The organism is uncultured Jannaschia sp., assembly GCF_947494025.1.
In the GTDB taxonomy this organism is placed as follows: domain Bacteria; phylum Pseudomonadota; class Alphaproteobacteria; order Rhodobacterales; family Rhodobacteraceae; genus Jannaschia.
Genome location: NZ_CANLTQ010000003.1, coordinates 257,023 through 277,674, shown reverse-complemented (window position 1 = coordinate 277,674; position 20,652 = coordinate 257,023). Strand labels below are relative to the sequence as shown.

At 70.6% G+C, this 20,652-nt stretch carries 20 protein-coding genes; 9 read left to right on the top strand and 11 right to left on the bottom strand.

The features are described from left to right. Nucleotides 1-2,184, top strand: coding sequence for a xanthine dehydrogenase family protein molybdopterin-binding subunit (locus Q1B08_RS07935; RefSeq protein WP_299816879.1), 2,184 nt, complete (start codon nucleotides 1-3; stop codon nucleotides 2,182-2,184). Nucleotides 2,185-2,396: 212 nt separating this feature from the next. Here Q1B08_RS07935 and Q1B08_RS07930 read toward each other — a convergent pair whose 3' ends face one another. Together Q1B08_RS07930 and Q1B08_RS07925 are read right to left on the bottom strand one after the other, a co-directional pair. Beyond that, entirely contained in the window at nucleotides 2,397-2,990 is a 594-nt protein-coding gene (locus Q1B08_RS07930; RefSeq protein ID WP_299816878.1) for an enoyl-CoA hydratase/isomerase family protein, read from the bottom strand. Beyond that, nucleotides 2,987-3,736, bottom strand: a complete 750-nt coding sequence (locus Q1B08_RS07925; protein WP_299816877.1) for an SDR family NAD(P)-dependent oxidoreductase — start codon at nucleotides 3,734-3,736, stop codon at nucleotides 2,987-2,989. The genes Q1B08_RS07930 and Q1B08_RS07925 overlap by 4 nt, the downstream gene beginning before the upstream one ends. A 70-nt stretch (nucleotides 3,737-3,806) precedes the next feature. On the opposite strand from Q1B08_RS07925, the gene Q1B08_RS07920 reads away from it, so the two are divergent. The 6 genes from Q1B08_RS07920 (at nucleotide 3,807) to lpxK (ending at nucleotide 10,021) form a co-directional block, all read left to right on the top strand. Continuing rightward, complete coding sequence (locus Q1B08_RS07920) at nucleotides 3,807-5,285, top strand: hypothetical protein (RefSeq protein WP_299816876.1); 1,479 nt, start codon at nucleotides 3,807-3,809, stop codon at nucleotides 5,283-5,285. A 78-nt stretch (nucleotides 5,286-5,363) separates the two neighbouring features. Then, on the top strand, nucleotides 5,364-6,707 hold the full coding sequence (locus Q1B08_RS07915; RefSeq protein ID WP_299816875.1) for a metallopeptidase TldD-related protein: 1,344 nt from the start codon (nucleotides 5,364-5,366) through the stop codon (nucleotides 6,705-6,707). After that, nucleotides 6,694-7,479, top strand: coding sequence for a 3'(2'),5'-bisphosphate nucleotidase CysQ (locus tag Q1B08_RS07910; protein ID WP_299816873.1), 786 nt, complete (start codon nucleotides 6,694-6,696; stop codon nucleotides 7,477-7,479). The genes Q1B08_RS07915 and Q1B08_RS07910 overlap by 14 nt, the downstream gene beginning before the upstream one ends. Before the next feature lie 57 nt (nucleotides 7,480-7,536). After that, nucleotides 7,537-7,779, top strand: a complete 243-nt coding sequence (locus Q1B08_RS07905; protein ID WP_299648236.1) for a DUF4170 domain-containing protein — start codon at nucleotides 7,537-7,539, stop codon at nucleotides 7,777-7,779. A gap of 5 nt (nucleotides 7,780-7,784) precedes the next feature. After that, on the top strand, nucleotides 7,785-9,065 hold the full coding sequence (locus Q1B08_RS07900; RefSeq protein WP_299816871.1) for a glycosyltransferase N-terminal domain-containing protein: 1,281 nt from the start codon (nucleotides 7,785-7,787) through the stop codon (nucleotides 9,063-9,065). Continuing rightward, nucleotides 9,065-10,021, top strand: coding sequence for a tetraacyldisaccharide 4'-kinase (gene lpxK, locus Q1B08_RS07895; protein ID WP_299816869.1), 957 nt, complete (start codon nucleotides 9,065-9,067; stop codon nucleotides 10,019-10,021). The genes Q1B08_RS07900 and lpxK overlap by 1 nt, the downstream gene beginning before the upstream one ends. Before the next feature lie 90 nt (nucleotides 10,022-10,111). Here the strand turns inward: lpxK and Q1B08_RS07890 are convergent, their stop codons facing one another. Continuing rightward, the gene (locus Q1B08_RS07890; protein ID WP_299816867.1) at nucleotides 10,112-10,744 is read right to left on the bottom strand and encodes a DsbA family protein; all 633 of its coding nucleotides are present in this window, start codon (nucleotides 10,742-10,744) and stop codon (nucleotides 10,112-10,114) included. 26 nt (nucleotides 10,745-10,770) lie between these two features. Continuing rightward, complete coding sequence (locus tag Q1B08_RS07885) at nucleotides 10,771-11,265, bottom strand: DciA family protein (protein ID WP_299816865.1); 495 nt, start codon at nucleotides 11,263-11,265, stop codon at nucleotides 10,771-10,773. Nucleotides 11,266-11,340: 75 nt separating this feature from the next. Here Q1B08_RS07885 and Q1B08_RS07880 point away from each other — a divergent pair, with 75 nt between their 5' ends. Then, complete coding sequence (locus tag Q1B08_RS07880) at nucleotides 11,341-12,357, top strand: A/G-specific adenine glycosylase (protein WP_299816863.1); 1,017 nt, start codon at nucleotides 11,341-11,343, stop codon at nucleotides 12,355-12,357. Between the two features lie 58 nt (nucleotides 12,358-12,415). Continuing rightward, the gene (locus tag Q1B08_RS07875; RefSeq protein WP_299816861.1) at nucleotides 12,416-13,570 is read left to right on the top strand and encodes an alkane 1-monooxygenase; all 1,155 of its coding nucleotides are present in this window, start codon (nucleotides 12,416-12,418) and stop codon (nucleotides 13,568-13,570) included. Here the strand turns inward: Q1B08_RS07875 and Q1B08_RS07870 are convergent. From Q1B08_RS07870 to Q1B08_RS07840, 7 genes are all read right to left on the bottom strand, one after another. Continuing rightward, a complete protein-coding gene (locus tag Q1B08_RS07870; RefSeq protein ID WP_299816859.1) occupies nucleotides 13,551-14,147 on the bottom strand; it encodes a DedA family protein in 597 nt (198 codons plus the stop codon). The genes Q1B08_RS07875 and Q1B08_RS07870 overlap by 20 nt on opposite strands. Nucleotides 14,148-14,199: 52 nt before the next feature. Then, nucleotides 14,200-15,036 carry a 3-deoxy-8-phosphooctulonate synthase gene (gene kdsA / locus Q1B08_RS07865; RefSeq protein WP_299816857.1) on the bottom strand — a complete coding sequence of 279 codons (837 nt, stop codon included), beginning with the start codon at nucleotides 15,034-15,036 and terminating at the stop codon, nucleotides 14,200-14,202. Between the two features lie 3 nt (nucleotides 15,037-15,039). After that, entirely contained in the window at nucleotides 15,040-15,822 is a 783-nt protein-coding gene (locus Q1B08_RS07860) for a manno-octulosonate cytidylyltransferase (RefSeq protein ID WP_299816855.1), read from the bottom strand. Beyond that, nucleotides 15,819-16,760, bottom strand: a complete 942-nt coding sequence (locus Q1B08_RS07855; RefSeq protein ID WP_299816853.1) for a KpsF/GutQ family sugar-phosphate isomerase — start codon at nucleotides 16,758-16,760, stop codon at nucleotides 15,819-15,821. The genes Q1B08_RS07860 and Q1B08_RS07855 overlap by 4 nt, the downstream gene beginning before the upstream one ends. 106 nt (nucleotides 16,761-16,866) lie before the next feature. After that, on the bottom strand, nucleotides 16,867-18,108 hold the full coding sequence (locus Q1B08_RS07850; protein WP_299816851.1) for a glycosyltransferase family 4 protein: 1,242 nt from the start codon (nucleotides 18,106-18,108) through the stop codon (nucleotides 16,867-16,869). A 9-nt stretch (nucleotides 18,109-18,117) separates the two neighbouring features. Beyond that, entirely contained in the window at nucleotides 18,118-19,422 is a 1,305-nt protein-coding gene (locus Q1B08_RS07845; RefSeq protein ID WP_299816849.1) for a UDP-glucose/GDP-mannose dehydrogenase family protein, read from the bottom strand. Nucleotides 19,423-19,620: 198 nt separating this feature from the next. Next, entirely contained in the window at nucleotides 19,621-20,637 is a 1,017-nt protein-coding gene (locus Q1B08_RS07840; RefSeq protein ID WP_299816847.1) for an NAD-dependent epimerase/dehydratase family protein, read from the bottom strand. Between the last annotated feature and the right edge of the window lie 15 nt (nucleotides 20,638-20,652).

Here is a 20,652-nt window from a genome sequence, read left to right as displayed (position 1 = left end):
ATGACGATCCACCAGAAGATGGACGCGCCCGACCGGCGCAACCGCCTCGACGACATGGCGCAGGGTGTCCTGTCCACGCCGCTCGACCGCCCCGAGGGCCCGCTCAAGGTGTCCGGCCGCGCGCCCTACGCCCATGAGGTCCAGCCCGAAGGGATGCTGCACGGCTTCTTCGTGCGGGCGCCGCGGATCGGCCGGCTTGTCTCCATCGACGATTCCATCGCACGCGGCACCGCCGGCGTGGAGACGGTGATTTCGGGACCGAAGCTCATCCGCAACCCGGCTCAGGGCACCGCCAATTCCGCGCCGGTGCAGCCGGATGCCGACATCTACTACATCGGTCAGCCCGTCGCGCTCGTCGTGGCCGACACGTTCGAGACGGCCCGCGCCGCCGCAATGAACGTGCGCCTCGACATCGCCGAGGCCGACCGGCAGCCGGTCAATCCAACGGATTACGACAGCCCCGAGGATCAGCAATCGACGCAGGGCGACCTCGACGGGGCGATGGCGGAGGCCGCGTTCACCGTGGACCGCACCTACACCACGCCCGCCCACAACTCCGCCGCGATGGAGCCGCATGCCGCGATCGCGCAATGGGACGGCGACAAGCTGACGGTGCGCAGCTCGCTGCAGATGCTGAAGTACAACCGCAACGAGATCGCGGACTCGCTCGGTATCGACCCGGCGAACGTACGCCTGCTTTCGCCCTATGTCGGCGGCGGTTTCGGCTCGAAGCTCGGTATCGCGCCCGACGCGGTGGGCGCCGCGCTCGCCGCGAAGGAGACCGGCCGCCCCGTGGGCGTCGTCCTCTCGCGCCAGCAGGTCTTCGAGGCGACGATGCGCCGGTCGGAAACGAAGCAGCGCATCCGGCTCGCCGCGGACGCCGATGGCGTGCTCTCCGGGATCGGCCACGATGCCTGGGTGTCGAACCTTCCCGACGAGGCCTTCTCCGAGCCGGTGACGCAGGCGACGCCGTTTACCTACGGCGGCGTTCATCGCCAGATCGGCCACCACATCGCCCGCGTCAGCCGTACCTGCGCCGGCTCCGTCCGCGCGCCGGGCGAGGCGGTCGGGATCACGATCTTCGAGATCGCGATGGACGAACTGGCCCGTGCGACCGGGGTCGACCCTGTCGAGCTCCGCCGACGCAACATTCCGGAACAGGATCCGACAAGCGACATCCCGTTCTCCTCGCACAAGCTGGCGGAGGCGCTGGACGACGGCGCCCGGACCTTCGGCTGGGACGACACCCTGCCCGAGCCGGGGGGCCGTCGCGAAGGCGAATGGCTCATCGGTCAAGGCATGGCGAGCGCCGTCCGCGTGAACGCGCTGATGGAATCGAAGGCGCGCGTGACGCTGCAACCCGACGGCACCGCGCTGGTCGAGACGGACATGACCGATATCGGCACCGGCACCTATGCGATCCTGACGCAGCTCGCCGCCGAGATGCTGGGCATCGACGCCGCGAACGTGAAGACGATGCTCGGCGATACCGACCTGCCCCCGGCCTCCGGCTCCGGCGGATCCTGGGGCGCGGCCAGCTCCGGCGCATCGGTCTTTCTCGCCTGTCAGGGCGTACGCCAGAAGATCGCCGCGGCGCTCGAGACGACCGAGGAGGATCTGACGCTGAAGGACGGCAGGGCCATCGCCGGCAACCGCTCCATTCCGCTGTCCGAGGTGCTCGACGGTCCGGTCGAGAGCGAGGGGCATATCGAGCCGGGCGATACCGGCGACGCCGTGCGGCAGGCGACCTGGGGCGCGTATTTCTGCGAGGTGGCGGTGAACGCCGTGACGGGCGAGACGCGCGTGCGGCGGATGCACGGCACCTTCGCCGCGGGCCGGATCATGAATCCCAAGACCGCCCGCTCGCAATGCCTTGGCGGCATGACCTTCGGCATCGGCATGGCGCTCACCGAGGAGTTGATGCACGATTCGCGGGACGGCCATATCGTCAACCGCGACCTTGCCGAGTACCACCTGCCGGTGAATCTCGACGTGCCGCAGATCACGGTGAACCTGCTGGAGGAGCGCGACCCCTGGGCCAACCCGATGCAGGTCAAGGGCATCGGCGAACTCGGCATCTGCGGCGCCGCGGCGGCGGTGGTCAACGGCATCTTTCAGGCCACGGGCGTCCGCGTCCGCGACCTGCCGGCGACACTTGACAAGGTTTTGGCCGGTCTGGACTGACCGCGCCCGGCCCGCGCGAGCCGGCGTACTCATCCGGGATTACCGGAGCGGCGGCCCCACGGGTCGCCGCTTTCCGTTCATCGGTCCGATCGTTTGCCGGTCCATCAAAAGGGCGGCCCCCGCCGTCGTACCGGAAGCATGCGTCCGGCGCGATGGGACGGCCCGCGTACCGCCGGCGGGAATAGCCAGGATGGCCCGTCGATCGAACGCCGTCACGGCACCATCGTCTTGATCGCCCGAACATGGGCGGCCGCTCCCGGCGCGAGGTCGCGCGCGGCGGCCACGGGGTCCGCCACGATTCGTTCCAACAGCCCGAAGGCCAGCGCCTCGGGCGCGTCGAGCCGCGCCCCGCCGGCAAGGACGAGTTTCGCACGAGCCGGGCCGACGAGGCGGGCCAGCCGGACCGGGTCCGAGGGTTGCGGCAGGAAACCGAGCCGCGCGACCGGATAGAAGAACGTGGCCCCCGGCACCGCGAGCCGAACGTCGCAAGCCAGCGCCATGCCGAAGGCGCCGCCCGCCAGCGTCCCGTTCAGCGCGGCCACGGTCAGGCAGGACGCCGCTTCGATGGCGCCCGAGACTTCCTCCCAGAGGGGCGAGTCGGCGAGGCCGCCGCGCATCTCCGTCAGGTCGGCGCCGGCGCTGAACGCCGCGTTGCCCGCCCCGGTCAGGATCATCAGCCGGAGATCCCCCGCCCCCCGGACATGCGCCAGCAAGGTCGATAGCATCTCCGTGGTCAGCGCATTGGCCTTCGCGGGCCGGTCGAGCGTCAGCGTGAGAACATCGCCGGCGCGCGCAGCGCGGATCACGCGAGCCCGATCCGCCCGCGCAGGTCCTCGTCCCTGAGCGACAGCTCCGTGCCGCGCAGGTCGTCGGCCTCGGGTCCGCACATCCAGACCAGCGCCCGCGCCACCCATTCGGGCGGGATATGCGCCGACCAGTCGAGCTGCGCGACGGGGCCGATCCCGCTCGACTTGATGTCGCGCTGCATCTGCGTGGCCACCGTGCCGGGCGACAGGCCCATGACCCGCAGCGTGCGCCCGTGCTCCTTGTGCAGGCAATCGGTCAGCATCTTCGCGCCCGCCTTGGAGGCGCAATAGGCCGACCAGCCCTCAAGCGGATTGCTGGCCGCGCCGGAGCTGATCGTGATGACGGTGCCCGACCGCTGCCCCAGCATGACCGGCAGCGCGGCGCGGATCCCGTGGTAGACGCCTTTCAGGTTCACGTCGATCGCGGCGGACCAGGCGTCCGGCTCCCCCTGCGCGAGGCCCGCGATCGGGTCGATCATGCCCGCGTTGTTCACGATGACGTCAAGCCCGCCGAAGGCGTTCACCGTCGCTTCCACCGCGCGGGCGACCTCGGTCCAGCGGGCCACGTCACAGGGAATGGCGAGCGCCTTCGGCCCGATTTCGCCAGCGAGGTCCGCGATCGCGTCGGTTCCGCGCGACAGCAGCGCGACGTTGCCCCCGGCTTCCGCGAAGGCGCGCGCGGCCGCGGCGCCGATGCCGCGGGACGCGCCGGTGATGAGGATGGTCTTGCCTGTAAGATCGGTCATGGATGCCCCCGTTGACCCTGCGGGCAGGGTCGGATCATGTGTTCGCGACCTTTCTAGAGGAAACGCGACCATGCCGAAACATGCCTTTGCCGGTGCCGCCGTACTGATGCTGTCGACCGCCGGCGGAGCCGCCGCCGATATCGACGCGCAGACGATCTGGTCCGACTGGCAGGACGTCTTCGCCCGGTTCGGCGGCACGCTCGAGGCCCGGTCCGAGGATTACGCGGGCGGCGTGCTGACGCTGACCGACGTGACCGCCACCAGTACGGCCGGGGGCGTGGAAAGCCGGTCGAATTACGGCGACGTGACCCTGACGGAAACGGCAAACGGCGACGTCGAGATCGGCCTCGAGGAGGTGGTCGAGACAGAGACGACGTCCACCGTCGATGACGTCACGCAGACGCAGACGATGCGGCTCTCGCAGGAGGGCCTCTCGGTCGTGGTCAGCGAGGACGACGGCGTGCGGCTTTACGACATCGACGGCGAGACGCTTCGGATCGAGCTGAGCGATGGCGAAAGTTCCGATCCGGACCTTCCCGCGCCGCAAAACTTCACGATCGGCCTGTCGGGCCTCGCCTCCGAATACCGCTCCGGGATCGACGGCGACCCGAACGCCTTCGCACAGGAGATGCAGGCGGAGGCGCTGACGGTTACCGCCGGAACGGCCTCCGCACCCGACAGCATGACCTATGGGGCCACGGGGATCGAGGGCGAGGTCACCGGCAATTACGGCGCGATGCCCGAGGGGCCGGTCGAGAGCCTCGCGGACACGAACATCACATATTCGGGCGAGCTTCGTCACGCGGGCGCCACCCTCCGGCTGGAGCCGGAAACGACAGGTGACGGCGGCCCGACCGGGATCGAGGGCCGGTCCGAATCCGGCCGCGCCACGTTCGAGCTGACGGGCGACGCACTGTCCTATCTGCTCGGCACCACGAACAACGCCATGACGCTCGCCCTGCCGAACTTCCCCGTTCCGGTCGAGGTCACGATGTCGGAGGCGAGCTCCGGCGTGACCTTGCCGCTGGCGGAGACCGGGACCGAGGCGCCGTTCGGGCTCGACCTGACGCTGCGCGATCTCGTCATCGACGACGCGGTCTGGGGCCTCGTCGACCCGACGGGGCAGCTGCCGCGCGATCCGGCGACGCTGGTGGCGGATGTTGACGGGACCGCGGAGATGAGCGTGGACCTGTTCGGCGGTCCGGACGCCTTCGCGAACCTCGCCGGCCCGCCGGGCACGCTGACGTCGCTCACGCTGAACGAAGTCCTGCTCGACGCTGTGGGCGCGGTGCTGCGCGGCTCGGGCACGCTCGACTTCCCGACCCTCGACCCGACCATGCCGGTCGGCACGATCGAGCTTGCCCTCGACGGGGGGTTCGCGCTGATCGACCGGCTCGTCGCGCTCGGACTGATCCCGGCGGAGCAGGCGGCCTTCGTCAAGGGCATGTCGGGCGTGGTGGCCGACCAGGTGGGCGAGGACCAGCTCGAATCCACGATCGTGTTCGACGAGGACGGCGGCATCCTCGCGAACGGCCTGCCGCTGCGCTGACCGCGTCCGGGGGGCGCCCTTGTTCCCGCCGCGGCCCGGGGCTACCTGCGAAACGCAGCCCACGATCGCGAGCGACACATGACCGACCTGCCCCGACTGACGGACCAGCTTCTCCACGTCGCGCGGCGGGCCGGCGCCGACGCCGCCGACGCGGTCGTGGCCGAGACGAAGGCCATCGACCTGGCGGTGCAGGGCGGCCGGCTCGAGAAGGCGGAACGCGCCGAGGGCATCGAGATCGGCCTGCGCGTGTTTCTCGGCCACCGGCAGGCGATCGTCTCCGCCTCCGACGCCGCGCCCGCGACGCTCGAACGGATGGCGGAGCGCGTCGTGGCGATGGCCCGCGAGGCGCCGGAGGATCCGTTCTCCGGGCTTGCCGACCCCGACCAGCTCGCGGCCGGATGGGACGCGGAGGCGCTCGACCTCATGGACCCGGCACCGGTCCCCCTCCCTGCGGAGCTTCAGGAGATGGCGCTTCGGGCGGAGGCTGCGGCGCTTGACGTGCGGGGTGTCTCACAGGTCTCCGAAGCCGGCGCGGGCTACCACGAGACGCGGTTCCATGCCGCGATGACGAACGGGTTCTCCGGCGGCTACGGCCGTACGCAGACCTCGATCGGCTGCGTCGCCATTGCCGGGCGAGGCACCGGCATGGAGCGGGATTACTACGGCGACGGCCGGGTGCACCGCGCCGACCTCGACGCGCCGGAGGATGTCGGGCGCATCGCGGGCGAGCGGACGATCGCCAATCTCGGCGCCTCGAAGCCGCCGACCGGCGCCTGGCCCGTGGTCTACGACGAGCGCGTGGCGGGGCAGCTGATCGGCCACCTGCTCGGCGCGGTGAACGGTCGCGCCGTGGCCCGCGGCGCGACCTTCTTGCACGACGCGCTCGGGGAGCCGGTGCTGCCCGCCGGCCTCGCGCTGCTCGACGACCCGACCCTGCCCCGCCTGATGCGCAGCCAGCCCTTCGACGACGAGGGCCTGCCGGTCGAGCCGTGGAAGATCGTGTCGGACGGCGTGCTGCAGGGCTGGATCCTCGATCTGCGCACCGCCCGCAAGCTCGGCATGACCAGCACCGGCAATGCCGGGCGCAGCGCGGCCTCCTCTCCCTCCCCCGCGCCGTCGAACGTCCTCCTGACGTCCGGCACGCGCACGCGCGCGGACCTTCTCGCGGAGATGGGCACCGGGCTCCTCGTCACCTCGATGATCGGTTCGTCGATCTCCGCCACCACCGGCGACTATTCCCGCGGCGCCTCCGGCTTCTGGGTCGAGAACGGAGAGATCGTGCGGCCGGTCAACGAATGCACCATCGCGGGCAACCTGCGCCCGATGCTGCGCTCGATCATCCCGGCCAACGACGCGCGCCGCCATGTCAGCCGTCAGGTTCCGTCGCTCCTCGTCGAAGGCCTCACGATTGCCGGCGCCTGACGCCGCCGCCGACCGCGCGCTTCTGGCCGAGGCGGCGCGCGCGGCGGGCGAGATCGCGCGCCGTCATTTCGGGCGCGACCCCGAAAGCTGGGACAAGGGCGACGGACAGGGCCCGGTGACGGAGGCCGACCTCGCCGTCGATGCCATGCTGCGCGACCGGCTCGGCGCGGCGCGGCCCGATTACGGCTGGCTCTCGGAGGAAACTCCGGACGGGCCGGCGCGGCAAGGCCGCGCGCGGGTCTTCGTCGTCGACCCGATCGACGGCACGCGCGCCTTCATGGAAGGCTCCGAGAACTTCAGCCATTCCCTCTGCGTCGTCGAGGATGGCGTGCCGCTCGCCGCGGCGATTCACCTGCCGATGAAGGACGACCTCTATCTCGCGGCCCGCGGCCTCGGCGCCACCCGGAACGGGACGGACATCGCGGTCAGCGGGCGGGACCGGCTCGACGGGGCGGAGGTCCTCGGCACGCGTGCCAACTTCGCCGACGCGCATTGGAAGGGCGGGCTGCCGCCCATCGCGCGCAACTTCCGTTCCTCGCTGGCCTACCGCCTCGCGCTGGTGGCCGAGGGGCGTTTCGACGCGATGGTGACGCTCCGCCCGGCCTGGGAATGGGACATCGCCGCCGGCGCCCTGCTCGTGGCGGAAGCCGGGGGCCGGGTGGCGGACCGGCATGGCGGGGCCTTGCGGTTCAACAATCCGGAGCCCCGGCTCGACGGGGTGGTCGCCGGAACCCCGCGCGTGGCCGACGCGCTGCTCGACCGGCTGTTCTGACCTTCAACCCGCGCGGCGGACCGGTTACAGCCGGACCACAGACATAGGAGAGCCCCGATGGTCCAACGCCTGCATCTCGTCTTCGGCGGCGAGCTCGTGAACCCGAGCTCGACGCAGTTCACCGATGTCGATCAGATCGACATCGTGGGCATGTTCCCCGACTACGCCTCCGCCTACGACGCGTGGAAGGCGGCGGCGCAGCGCACCGTGGACGACGCCCACATGCGCTACTTCATCGCCCATATCCACCGCCTGCGCGACGAGGAGGCCGCGGCCTCTCCGACCGAGGAGCTCGGCTGACCGAGATGTCCCCGTCTCCCGTTCTCGGGGCGTATCTGTTCTGGTCCGACCGTGCCGAGAGGCACGGGGAGCGGTTGCTCGCGCGCCGTCTGGCCGAGGGCAAGGAGGATGCCGCGCGTCTGGACGAGCGTCGGGGGATCGCCTCGACGGACAGGCCGGACGGACCGCTGATCTGGCTCCATGCGGCGAGCGTGGGCGAAAGCGTGTCGCTTCTGGAGATGATCCGCCGCATGGGGGAGGAGCGCACGGAGCTGTCGTTCCTCTTGACCACGGGCACGGTGACTTCGGCGCAGGTCCTGGCCGGGCGCCTGCCGGCGCGCACGATCCACCAATACGTGCCGCTCGACCTGCGATCCTGGATGCGTCGCTTCCTCGATCACTGGCGGCCAGATATCGCCGTTCTGGCCGAAGGGGAGATCTGGCCCGCGCTGATCCACGAGACGGCGACGCGCGGCATTCCGCTGGCGATGATCAACGCCCGGATGACCGAGCGCGCCTATCGCCGCTGGCGGTTCGCGCGGGGCGCTTCGCGGCGGCTTCTGCGCCGGATCGCGCATGTCCACGCGCAGGAAGGCGCGACTGCCGACCGGCTCCTGTCGCTCGGCCTGCCGGCCCAGCGGCTGGAGGTGACCGGCACGCTGAAGGAAGGCTCGGGCGCCCTGCCCCATGACGAGGCGGAGCGGGTTCGCATCGCCGGCACGCTCGGCGGGCGGCCTTGCTGGCTCGCCGCCTCGACCCATGAGGGCGAGGAGGCGCTGGCCGCGGAGGCGCACCGCACCGCGCTCCGTTCCTGGCACAAGCTCCTCCTCGTGATCGCGCCGCGCCATCCCGACCGCGCACCCGCCATCGTGACGGCGCTGCGCGACGACGGCTGGCGCGTGGCGCAGCGCTCCGCCGGGGAGGTGATCACGCCGGAAACGCAGATCTACCTCGCCGACACGATGGGCGAGATGGGCCTCTGGTACCGCATCTGCACCGCAAGCTTCGTCGGCGGCTCGCTGGTGGATGTGGGCGGGCACAACCCGTTCGAGCCCGCCGCCCTCGGCAGCGCCATCCTGCACGGCTCGGAGATCGCAAACTTCGCCGACATCTACGACCGTTTGCGGGCCGTCGCGGCCAGCCGGAAGGTCACGGCGGAGACGCTCGGCCCAACGCTGGCCGAGGTGCTGGAGCCGGACGTGACCGCACGTATGGCCCACGCCGCCTGGGGCGTCTGTTCCGAAGGGGCGGAGGTGACCGAGAAAGCGATGGATCTGCTCTTCGCGATGCTCGACGGCGTCGACTGATGAAGGCGCCCGGCTTCTGGTCGCGGCCGCCGGGCCTGCTGTCCGGCCTGTTGTCGCCGCTGGGCGCCCTCTATGCCCGCGGCACCGCCCGCCGGGTCGCGCGCGAGGGCGCGCGCCTGAGCGTGCCGGTGATCTGTGTCGGCAACCTCACGGCCGGCGGGGCAGGCAAGACGCCCACGGTGATTGCGCTGGCCCAACGCCTGCGGGACCGGAACGTCGCCGCGCATATCGTCTCTCGCGGGCATGGCGGACGGCTCGAGGGGCCGGTGCAGGTCGATATCGCCCGGCACGAGGCGGCGGAGGTCGGGGACGAGCCGCTCCTCCTCGCGGCCTTCGCGCCGACCTGGGTGGCGAAGGACCGGGCGGCCGGGGCGCGGGCGGCGGTCGAAGCCGGGGCGCAGGCGGTGATTCTCGACGACGGGTTCCAGAACCCCGCGCTGGTGAAGAACCTCTCCATCGTGGTTGTGGATGCCGGGGCGGGGTTCGGCAACGGGCGGGTGATCCCGGCCGGCCCCCTCCGCGAGCCTGTCGCGGCCGGCTTGGCGCGGGCGGATCTCACGCTCACGATCGGCGACGGCGCGGTCGCCCTGCCCGAGGATCCGCCGCGGCTCCGGGGATATCTGGTGCCGCTCAGGACAGGGATGGACTGGGCGGGCCTGCCGGTCTTCGCCTTTGCCGGGATCGGGCGGCCGGAGAAGTTCTTCGACACGCTGCGCACGCTCGGTGTGGAACTGCGGGGAACGGAGGCGCTCGCGGACCACCAACCGCTGACGCCGGCGCTCCTGCGGCGGCTGGGGGAGCGGGCGGCGAAGCTTTCGGCCCAGCCGGTCACGACGGAAAAGGACGCGGTGCGCCTGCCCCCCGCGCTACGCGGCCGGGTGCTGACGCTGCCCGTGCGGCTAGAGATCGAGGACGAGGCGCCGCTCGATGCGGCACTGGCCCGGATCGGGCTCTAGGCTTCGCGACCGTTCCCGAAGCCTCAGCCACGAAGAGCGCCCCCAGGTAGCGGGCGTGACGCCGACGCGAAGCGCCTCGACCTTCGTGGCTCAGCTCGCGTCGTCGACCAACGCGCCGATCTGCTCGAGACTCAGGTTGCCCGCATGCAGCTCGCCGTCGACCAGGAAGGACGGGGTCGATCGGATGTTGTCCGCCGCCGCGTTCTCCTCGTACCAGTTCACCAGCGCCTGCGCCTTTTCGGCGTCCTGCAGGCAGGCATCCGCCTGCTCCGCCGAAAGACCCGCCTGCGCGCCGATGCGCTTCAGGCTCGCCGCGACGTCGGCCGGATCGCCTTGCCGCGCCCAGTCTGATTGGCTCGAATAAAGCAGGTCCGAAACGCCGAAATAGCGGTCCGGCCCGGCGCAGCGGGCGATCATCGACGCCCAAAGGCCGTAGCGGTCGAAATACACCTCGCGGTAGGTGAAGTGCACCTTGCCGGTGTCGATGTATTCCGTCCGAAACGCCTTGAACGTGTCGTTGTGGAAGCTCGCGCAATGCGGGCAGGTGTAGCTCGCATATTCGACGACCTTCACCGGCGCGTCCGCGTCGCCCAGCGTGATATCCTCGATCCCGCTGTCCTGCGCCCGGGCCGCACCCGCCAGGCCGAGAGGCAGGATGCCCTGCAGGCCGGCGAGCGCCAGTCCAGTGGCGGTATAGGTCAGGGCTCTGCGTCGCGTGATCATCGTGGTCTCCGTCTGGTCGCGCCCGATCAGGCGCCTCGTTTCGATATGATGTTGGCTCCGAGCCGTTCAAGCGACCGGCGCAGCGCCTCGTCCCCCACGCCCTCCGCGAGGGGACGCGCGCGCTCGACCGCCTCGGGCGGCGGCTCCTTCGGCGCCTTCGGACGCGCCGAGAACGCCACCTGCCCCTGCTCGAAGCCGGTGGGCGCCGTCTGGGTCACGTCGATGCGGCTGATGGCGGAATAGCCGTAGCAGGCGTTCACCCGTTCCTTCAAGCGCGGCAGCATCATCTGCAGCATCGGCGCCTGCGCCCCCGTGGTCAGCAGCGTCAGCGTGGCGCCGAAGCCGCCGCGCGGGAAGGACACCTTGACCGGGCGGCTCATCGCCGCGGCCTCCGCGCCGACGATCTCCGCCCAATGCGTCAGCAGCCGCGTCTCGGAAAAGCCCCGCCGCTCGCCCAGACGGCGGACATCGCTTTCGACCAGAGCGGAGACGCGGCGCGCGGACTTGCGGAATCGGGTCATGGGGGCCGGGGTTCCTCGTTGCTCGCGCGGAGCCTACATGACGGCGGGGGCCGGGAAACAGGGGCGAGAACATTTATGCGTGATCCGCGGAGCGAGGCGCTGCTCGCCTGGTACGACGTGCAGGCGCGCGACCTGCCGTGGCGGGTCCCGCCAGGGGCCGACCGTCGCGCCGACCCCTACCGCGTCTGGTTGAGCGAGGTGATGCTGCAGCAAACCACGGTGGCCGCGGTGCGAAGCTATTATGCGACCTTCACCGCGACCTGGCCCGGCGTCGCCGATCTTGCCGCCGCCGAGGACGGGGCGGTGATGGCGGCCTGGGCCGGCCTTGGCTATTATGCGCGGGCGCGCAACCTCCTGAAATGCGCGCGCGTCGTCGTGGCCGAGCATGGCGGGCGCTTTCCCGAGACGGAGGCGGGGCTGCGCGCCCTGCCCGGCATCGGCCCCTACACGGCGGCGGCCGTCGCGGCGATCGCGTTCGGGGAACCGGCCGTCGTGGTGGACGGCAACGTGGAGCGCGTCGTGTCCCGGCTCGCCGCCATCGAGACGCCGCTGCCGGCGGCGCGACCGGAAATCCGGGTCGTCGCGGCGGAGATGACCCCCGCCGACCGGCCGGGCGACCACGCGCAGGCGATGATGGATCTTGGCGCGACGATCTGCACGCCCCGCTCGCCCGCCTGCATGCTTTGCCCGCTCGCGGCGGATTGCGCGGGCCGCGCGGCGGGGATCGCCGGAACGCTGCCGCGCAAGGCGCCCAAGGCCGCGAAGCCGGAGCGGCGCGGCCATGTCTATCTCGCCCGGCGCGGCACGGACTGGTTGGTGGAAACGCGGCCCGGTTCCGGCCTGCTTGGCGGGATGCTGGCCTTTCCGACCTCGGAGTGGAGCGACGCGCCGAGGGAGGCGCCGCCCTTCGCCGCACCCTGGCGGCGGATCGGAGAGGTCCGCCACGGCTTCACGCATTTCGGCCTGACGCTCGACGTCCACGCCACCGAAGCCTCCGGCAACCCGGACCGGGGCCGGTGGGGGGCGCTCGATCCGCGCAGCCTGCCCACGCTCTTCGCCAAGGCTCTCGCGCTCTGGCCGAAGAAGTCTTGAGACAGGATGGGGCGACGCGGTAACCTTGCGTTAACTATTGACCCCGGAAACAGGCGCGATGACGATGATCCCCGACGCCCATCTACGCTCCCCCGTGGCGGCGCTGCCGTTCTGGAGCTCGCTCACCATGGTGCCGGTGATCTGGATCGGCGCGGTGCTCGGCGGCTGGTGGGTCGCGGCGGTGCCGGTCTACGCCTGGGGCCTGTTCTCGCTCCTCGACGCGATCACGGGGGAGGAGGCGCGGAACGCCGATCCGGCGACCGGCGACGACGCGCTCGGCTGGTACCGGGCGATCACGCTGATCTGGGCGCCGGTGCAGGTCGCGACGCTTTACGGGCTCATCTTCTACGCCACCCGGACCACGCACCTCTCCGCACCGGAGATGTGGGGGCTGTTCTTCGGGATGGGGGTCGTGTCCGGCACCATCGGCATCAACTACGCGCACGAGCTGGTGCACCGCCGGCCGCGGCTCGACCGCTGGCTCGGCGACGTGCTGCTGGCGATGGTGCTTTATTCGCATTTCCGCTCCGAGCACCTGCTGGTCCACCATCGCTTCGTCGGCACGCCGCGCGACGCGGCCACCGCGCGCTACAACGAGGGGTTCCACCGGTTCCTGCCCCGCGTCGTTCTGGCCGGCCCGGTCTCGGCCTGGCGGGCGGAGGCGGCGATGCTGGCCCGCCGGGGCCGGCCGGCGCGCCATCGGGCGAACCCGTTCTGGCGTTACGCCGCGTTGCAGGGCACGGCGCTCGCGCTGGCCGCGCTCGCCGGCGGCTGGCTGGGGCTCGCGCTCTTCGCGGTGCAGGCGGCCACGGCGATCTGGCAGCTGGAACTCGTGAATTATGTCGAGCATTATGGCCTGTCCCGGCGCACGCTGGCGGACGGACGGTACGAACCGGTCCGGCCGCATCACTCGTGGAACTCGGCGAAGCGGGCGTCGAACTGGATGCTCATCAACCTGCAGCGCCATTCCGATCACCATGTCCGGCCCGACCGGCCGTTCCCGCTGCTGCAAACCTACGACAAGACCGAGGCGCCGCAGCTTCCCGCCGGCTATCCGGTGATGACGGCGCTGGCGATGATGCCCCCGCTCTGGCGCCGGGCGATGAACCCGCGGGTGCGCGCCTGGCGGCGGCGGCACTACCCGGAGGTGACGGACTGGACGGCCGCCGAAATCCCGCGCGACGCGAACCCGCCTAGTCGCGCGCCTGCCTGACAAGCCGCCAGATATAAACCGCGACCAGTGCGCCGACGACGATCCAGCTGACAGGGTCGATCCAGCCGGCCACGCGCTCGTACTGCGCCTCGAGCACGTAGCCGAGCACGGTCAGCCCGGCGATCCAGACCACGCTGCCCAGCGTCGTGTAGAGCAGGAACGGCAGGAGCGGCATCCGCGCGACCCCGGCGGGGACCGAGATCAACGTCCGGAGCCCCGGCAGGATACGCCCGATCAGGATCGCCCAGGTGCCGTGCCGCAGGAACCAGGCCGAGGCGCGGTCGACCTCCTCCGATGAGATCGTGAGCCATCGGCCGTGGCGCGCGGCGAAGCGGCGCAGGCGGTCCTCGCCGAGCTTCAGGCCGATCCAGTACCAGAAGGTCGCGCCCGCGACCGAGCCGACCGTGCCGGCGACGAGGACGCCGAGGAACGACAACTCCCCCGTCGCCGCGAGAAAGCCCGCGAGCGGCATGACGACCTCGGAGGGGATCGGCGGAAAGACGTTCTCGAAAAGCATCAGTCCGGCGACGGCCCAGTACCCGCCCGCCGCCATCGCGCCGGTGATCCATTCGAACATGTGCGCCCCTGGTCTGCTCCGGGCGAACGCGACGGGCGCGGGATCGGTTGCCTCAGCGACCTTTCCGCAGGTCGTCGAAAGCACGCAGCTCGCCGATCAGCGCTTCCATCCGGTCGATCGGAATCATGTTCGGCCCGTCGGAGGGGGCGGTGTCGGGATCCTGATGCGTTTCGATGAACAGCGCGGAAACGCCCACCGCGCAGGCCGCGCGCGCGAGCACCGGGGCGAATTCCCGCTGCCCGCCCGAGGAGGCGCCCTGCCCGCCTGGCTGCTGCACCGAATGGGTGGCGTCGAAGACGACCGGGTAGCCGGTCCGCTCCATCACCGGCAGGCCGCGGAAATCGCTGACGAGGGTGTTGTAGCCGAAGCTCGTCCCCCGCTCGCAGAGGAGGATGTTCCGGTTGCCCGTGCTCTCGATCTTGGCCGCGACGTTGGCCATGTCCCACGGCGCGAGGAACTGCCCCTTCTTGACGTTGATGACGCGTCCCGTCTCGCCCGCGGCGAGCAGGAGGTCGGTCTGCCGCGACAGAAAGGCCGGGATCTGCAGCACGTCGCAAACCTGCGCCGCCGGCGCGCAATGGTCCGGCAGATGCACGTCGGTCAGGACCGGGCAGCCGAACTCGTCCCGGATCTGAGCTAGGATGCGCAGCCCCTCCTCCATGCCCAAGCCCCGCGCCGTGCCGATCGAGGAGCGGTTGGCCTTGTCGTAGCTCGCCTTGAAGACGAACCGCGTGCCGGTCGCGTCGCAGGCCGCGGTGATGCGCTCCGCCATCATCCGGGCGTGGTCGAGCGATTCGAGCTGGCAGGGCCCGGTGATCAGGACGAAAGGATGGCTGCCGCCGACCGGAATGCCGGCCACGTCCACGACGTTCGAGGCGATGGGATCCATGGCTCAGGCTCCTTCAAGGACGGCTTCGATGCGGGGGATGTCCTCGGGATTGTTGAGCTCCCAGAAGACGCGGCCGCGCGCCTCGACCTCGACGCAGGCGACGGTCGCGCCGTTCTCGAGGAAGCGAAGCTGCTCCAGTCCTTCGCGCGCCTCCAGCACGCCTTCCGGCCAGCCGGCATAGGCCCGCAGCGCGTCGGGGCGGTAGGCGTAGACGCCGACATGGTGAAAGACGGGCACCGGATCGGGCACGCGGCCCGGCGCGATGTAGGGGATCAATTCCTTCGAGAAATAGAGCCCGTGGCCAAGCCGGTCGAAGACGGCGGTGGTGCCGCCCACGCGGCCGGCGCGGCGGTCCTCCACGAACATCTCGTAGGTCTGCCGGTCGCAGCGCAGGACCGGCGTGGCGGCGGCGGCCTCCCGGTCGGTGCGCATCCGTTCGATCAGCGCCTCCACGAACCAGGGCGGCGTGAGCGGCGCGTCCCCCTGCAGGTTCACGACGAGGTCGGCCTCGATGCGGTCCAGCGCGTCGGCACAGCGTTCGGTCCCGTTGGCGGCGGCGGGCGAGGTCATCAGGACGGAGGCGCCGAACCCCTCGCAGGCGGCGCGGATGCGGTCGTCGTCGGTCGCCACGTGGATCGCGTCGACACCCGCGACCGCCTGCGCCGCCTCCCAGGTCATCCGGATGAGCGGTTTCGTCGTTCCGTCCCGCTGGCGCAGTTCGGCCAGAGGTTTTCCGGGATAGCGGGTGGAGGCATAGCGCGCCGGGATCAGGATGACGGTCTTCATGCGACCCCCGCTCGAAGAAGGTCGTGGATATGGAGCACGCCCACCGGCGCGTCCGCCTCCACGACGATGAGGACGTTGAGCTTGCGTTCGTTCAGCACGGCCAGCGCGCGCGCGGCCAGCGCGTCGGGCGGCATCGTCAGCGGCGTCCGCGTGGCGACATCGCCGGCCCGCTCCGTCATCAGGTGGGCCATGTTGCGGCGTAGGTCGCCGTCGGTGATGACGCCCAAGAGCCGCCCGCGCTCGATCACGGCGGCGATGCCGAAGCCGCCCGAGGTCATCGTGAGCAGCACCTCCGACATCGGGGTATCGGGCCGGACGGACGGCACGTCGGCATGCATCAGGCTCGAGATCCGCGCCATCTGCGCGCCGAGCTTGCCACCGGGGTGGAACACGCCGAAATCCTCCGCCCGGAAGTTCCGGCGCCGCAGCAGCGCCACGGCGAGCGCATCGCCCAGGCCCAGCGTCAGCGTGGTGGAGGTCGTCGGCACGACGCCCAGCCCGCAGGCCTCCGGCAAGGCCGGGATCGTGAGGTGATGGTCGGCCGTCCGCATCAGGGTCGAATCGGGGCGGGAGGAGAGCCCGATCAGCGGCACGCCGAAGCGGCGGGTATGGGCGATGATGTCGCGCAGCTCCACCGCCTCGCCCGAGTTGGACAGCATCAGGACAACGTCGTCCGCGCCGATCATCCCCATGTCGCCGTGGCTCGCCTCGGCCGGATGGACGAAAAGCGCGGGCGTTCCGGTGGATGCCATCGTGGCGGCCACCTTGCGGGCGATGTGACCGGACTTGCCGATGCCGGTGACGATCACCCGGCCCGTCGCCGCGGCGATCAGGTCGACCACCGCCGCGAAGCCGGACGGCATGTCGTCGGCCAGCGCCTGCAAGGCCGCGGCCTCGGTCCGCAGCACCTCTCGTCCGGTCTCAAAGGCATCGTTCATGGGCGGCAGATACGCGGGCCGCCCGAGCGGCGCAACTCGCACGGGGAAGGACGGCCGCGCGGCGCGAGCCCGGCCGCATCGCGCCACGAAGCGCATCGTCCGCGCTTCAAGGTTGCAGGCGGCGCTCCGGCGGCACCAGCGCGTTGATCTCCGCGATCTGCCGCGGCAGGCAGGCGGTGAGGAAGTCGTAGTTCGCCACGACATGCGCGCGGGCCGCGGGACCGAGGCCGGCATGCGCCTCCGGACGGGCCAGCACCTCCGTCACGGCCCCCGCGAGCGCCGCCGGGTCGTGAAAATCGACGAGCCGCCCGGTTTCCCCGTCGCGCATCACCTCGCGCACCGGCGCCACGTCGGAGGCGACGATCGTGGCCTCCATCGCCATCGCCTCCAGAAGCGACCAGGAGAGCACGAAGGGCATCGTCAGGTAGATGTGGCACCGCCCGAGCTGCACGATCGTCCGGAACGCCTCGTAGGGCACGCGGCCCAGGAAATGCACGCGGTCCCAGTCGACGAGGTGGCCGACCTCCCGCTCGAGCTCGGCACGGAAACCGCCCTCCATCCCGCTCGACCGGCCGTAGGACGTGCCCGAGCCGCCGACGATCAGGATGCGGGCCGCCGGGCGCGCAGCCTGGATCGCCGGCAGCGCGCGCATCAGAACGTGAAAGCCGCGGGTCCGCTCCATGTTGCGGGCGACGTAGGTGACGATCTCGTCGTCGCGCGAAAGCCGCCCCGCCCGCCCGAGGTTGAGCGTCGCGCCCGGATTCGGGCCCAGCCGGTCGGTGCGGATGCCGTCGTGGCAGACGGAAAGCCGGTCGCGGAAGGCGGCGGGAAAGGTGTCGCGCTGCCAGAACGTCGGACAGATGCCGCGATCGACGGCCTGGATCGAGCTGTTCGGGACGGCGTTCCGCGCCGCGAGCAGGAACGGCGCGGTCGCGCCCGGCGGCTCCTCGGGGTCGAAGCCGACCGGGCCGCCCTCGGCGCGGTAATAGTATTCGAAGAAGCCCAGCACCGGGACGTCCGGCAGGACCTGCTTGGCGAACAGAAGCTCGCCCCATCCGGTATGGCCGATGACGATGTCGGGCACGAAGCCCGCGTCGCGCAGCCCGGCCATCGCCTGCGCCGCGCCGTAGCCGGTGCCGGCGGCGTCCTCCCAGACCCTGGAAAGGCCGTAGGCGTCCTTCGCCGGGCGATGATGCGGACGGTAGACGACCTTGCGCACCCCGGCGACCTCGGGATGGTCCCGGCGCTGCGTCAGGAAGACGAGTTCGTGTCCGCCCTGCCCGACCAGCCACGCCAGAAGCTCCCGGTACTGGCCGGGCATGTTCTGGTGGACGAAGAGGATTCGCACAGGCGCAGATCAGCGCCCGACGGCGTCATACCCCTCGAACCCGGCTTCCTTCGCAACCTGGTGCGAGTAGATGTTGCGCAGATCCGCCATCCGTGCCGTCCGCATGTCGCCCGCGATGCGCGAAAGGTCGAGCGCGCGGAACTCGTTCCACTCGGTCAGGAGCACGATCAGGTCGGCGTCGCGCGCGGCCTCGTAGGGATCCTCCATCCATTCGACCCCGGGCAGCAGCGCCTCGCCCTCGCGCCGCCCTTCGGGATCGACCACCCGGACCTTGGCGCCGCCGCCCACGAGGGCGGGCACGATGGTGAGACTCGGCGCCTCGCGCATGTCGTCGGTGTTCGGCTTGAAGGTGACGCCCATCACGGCGACCGTCTTGCGGTTGAAGGAGCCGTCGCAGAGATCGCGCAGCTTCTCGACCATGCGGGCCTTCACGCCGTCGTTGACCTGAATCACCGCCTCGGTGATGCGCATCGGCACCGCGTGCTCCTGCCCGATCCGGGCGAGCGCCGCGGTGTCCTTCGGAAAGCAGGAGCCGCCGTAGCCCGGCCCCGCATGAAGGAACTTGTTGCCGATCCGCCCGTCGAGACCCATCCCCTTGGAGACCTTCTTCACGTCGGCGCCGACGCGTTCGCAAAGGGCGGCGATTTCGTTGATGAAGGTGATCTTGGTCGCGAGAAAGGCGTTCGCCGCGTACTTGATCATCTCCGCGGATTCGAGGTCGGTCACCATGATCGCGAAGTCGCGAAGATAGAGGGGCCGGTAGATCTCCGACATGACCTGTTCGGCACGCTCGGTCTCGACCCCGACCACGATGCGGTCGGGCCGCATGAAGTCGTCGATGGCCGCGCCTTCACGAAGGAATTCGGGGTTGGAGGCGACGTCGAACTCGGCATCCGGGTTGGACGCGCGGACGGCCTCGGCCACCTTGCGGTTGGTGCCCACGGGAACGGTCGACTTGGTGACGATAACGGCATAGCCCGTCAGCGCCTCGGCGATCTCGGCCGCGGCGGCCATGACGTAGCTGAGATCGGCATGCCCGTCGCCGCGCCGCGTGGGCGTGCCGACGGCGATGAACACCGCGTCCGCGCCGGCGACGGCCTCCTTCAGGCTGGTGGTGAAGGACAGGCGCCCGGCGCCGACATTGCGCGCCATCAGGTCGTCGAGGCCCGGCTCGAAAATCGGCACGCGGCCGGCCTCGAGCATCTCGATCTTCTTCGGATCCCGGTCCACGCAGATTACCTCGTGCCCGAAATCGGAGAAGCAGACGCCCGAGACGAGGCCGACATAGCCCGTACCGATCATTGCGATGCGCATTGGAAGACCTCTTCGTCGTGATTGCTTCGTGGTCGCGAATACGGGCGCCATGCCCGATTTTCACCGACGCTGTCGAGATGGCTCGAAGCGCTTCTGCGCGCCATCCATTGCCAAAAGGTGAACTCCGTTTCCGGCGTGGCGAGGTCTGTCGCTCCCGTGGTCGGATTGGTGACGGCGGGGGCTCCGGTGCCGCGCCCGCTAGCGGCTCTCGGCCGCCCCGCCGTATTCGGCCCTGTACCATTCGACAAAGGCGCGCATGCCGTCCTCGACGGAGGTGCGCCGCAGCGGACGGCCCAGCAGGTCGGTCAGAAGCCCGGTATCCGCCCACGTCGCGCCGACATCGCCCGGCTGCATGTCCATCAGGTTGCGCCGCGCGGTTTTGCCGGTTGCCGCCTCGATCGCCTCGATGAAGCGGCCGAGCTCGATGGTCTCGCCGTTGCCGATGTTGACGATCCGGTGCGGCGCGACCGGGCTCAGACTGTCGCGCGCGGAGACGGGCTCGGTGCCCGGCGGCACGTCGATGAGGTCGGCAATGCCTTCCACGAGGTCCGTGACATAGGTGAAATCGCGGCGCATCCGGCCGTGGTTGTAGACGTCGATGGGCGCGTCGGCGAGCACGGCCCGGACGAACTTGAAGGGCGCCATATCGGGCCGCCCCCAGGGTCCGTAGACCGTGAAGAAGCGGAACATCGTCGTCGGGATGCCGTAGAGATGGGCGTAGCTGTGCGCCATCGCCTCGTTCGCCTTCTTGGTGGCGGCATAGAACGACAGCTGCGTGTCGACCTTCATCGTTTCGCGGTACGGCATGTCGGTGCCGGCCCCATAGACCGAAGAGGTCGAGGCCATCAGAAGGTGCGACGGCTTGGTCGCCCGCGCCGCCTCCAGCACCTCGAAGGTGCCGTCGAGGTTCGCCTCCACGTATTCGCGGGGCGCATCGATGGAGTAGCGCACGCCCGCCTGCGCGGCGAGGTGGATCACCGCATCGGGGCGTTCCTCGGCCATCAGGTCGCGCACGCGACCCGGCGTCGCCACGCTGGCCTCGACCTCGGCGAAGGCCGGGCCCGCCAGCATCTCGTGGCGGCGGCGCTTCAACCCGACGTCGTAGTAATCCGAAAAGACGTCGAGACCCGTGACCTGCCAGCCGCGTTCGAGCAGGAGCTTCGACAGGTGGTAGCCAATGAACCCGGCCGAGCCGGTGACGAGCGCGCGTTTCATGGGCCGGTCGTGCCG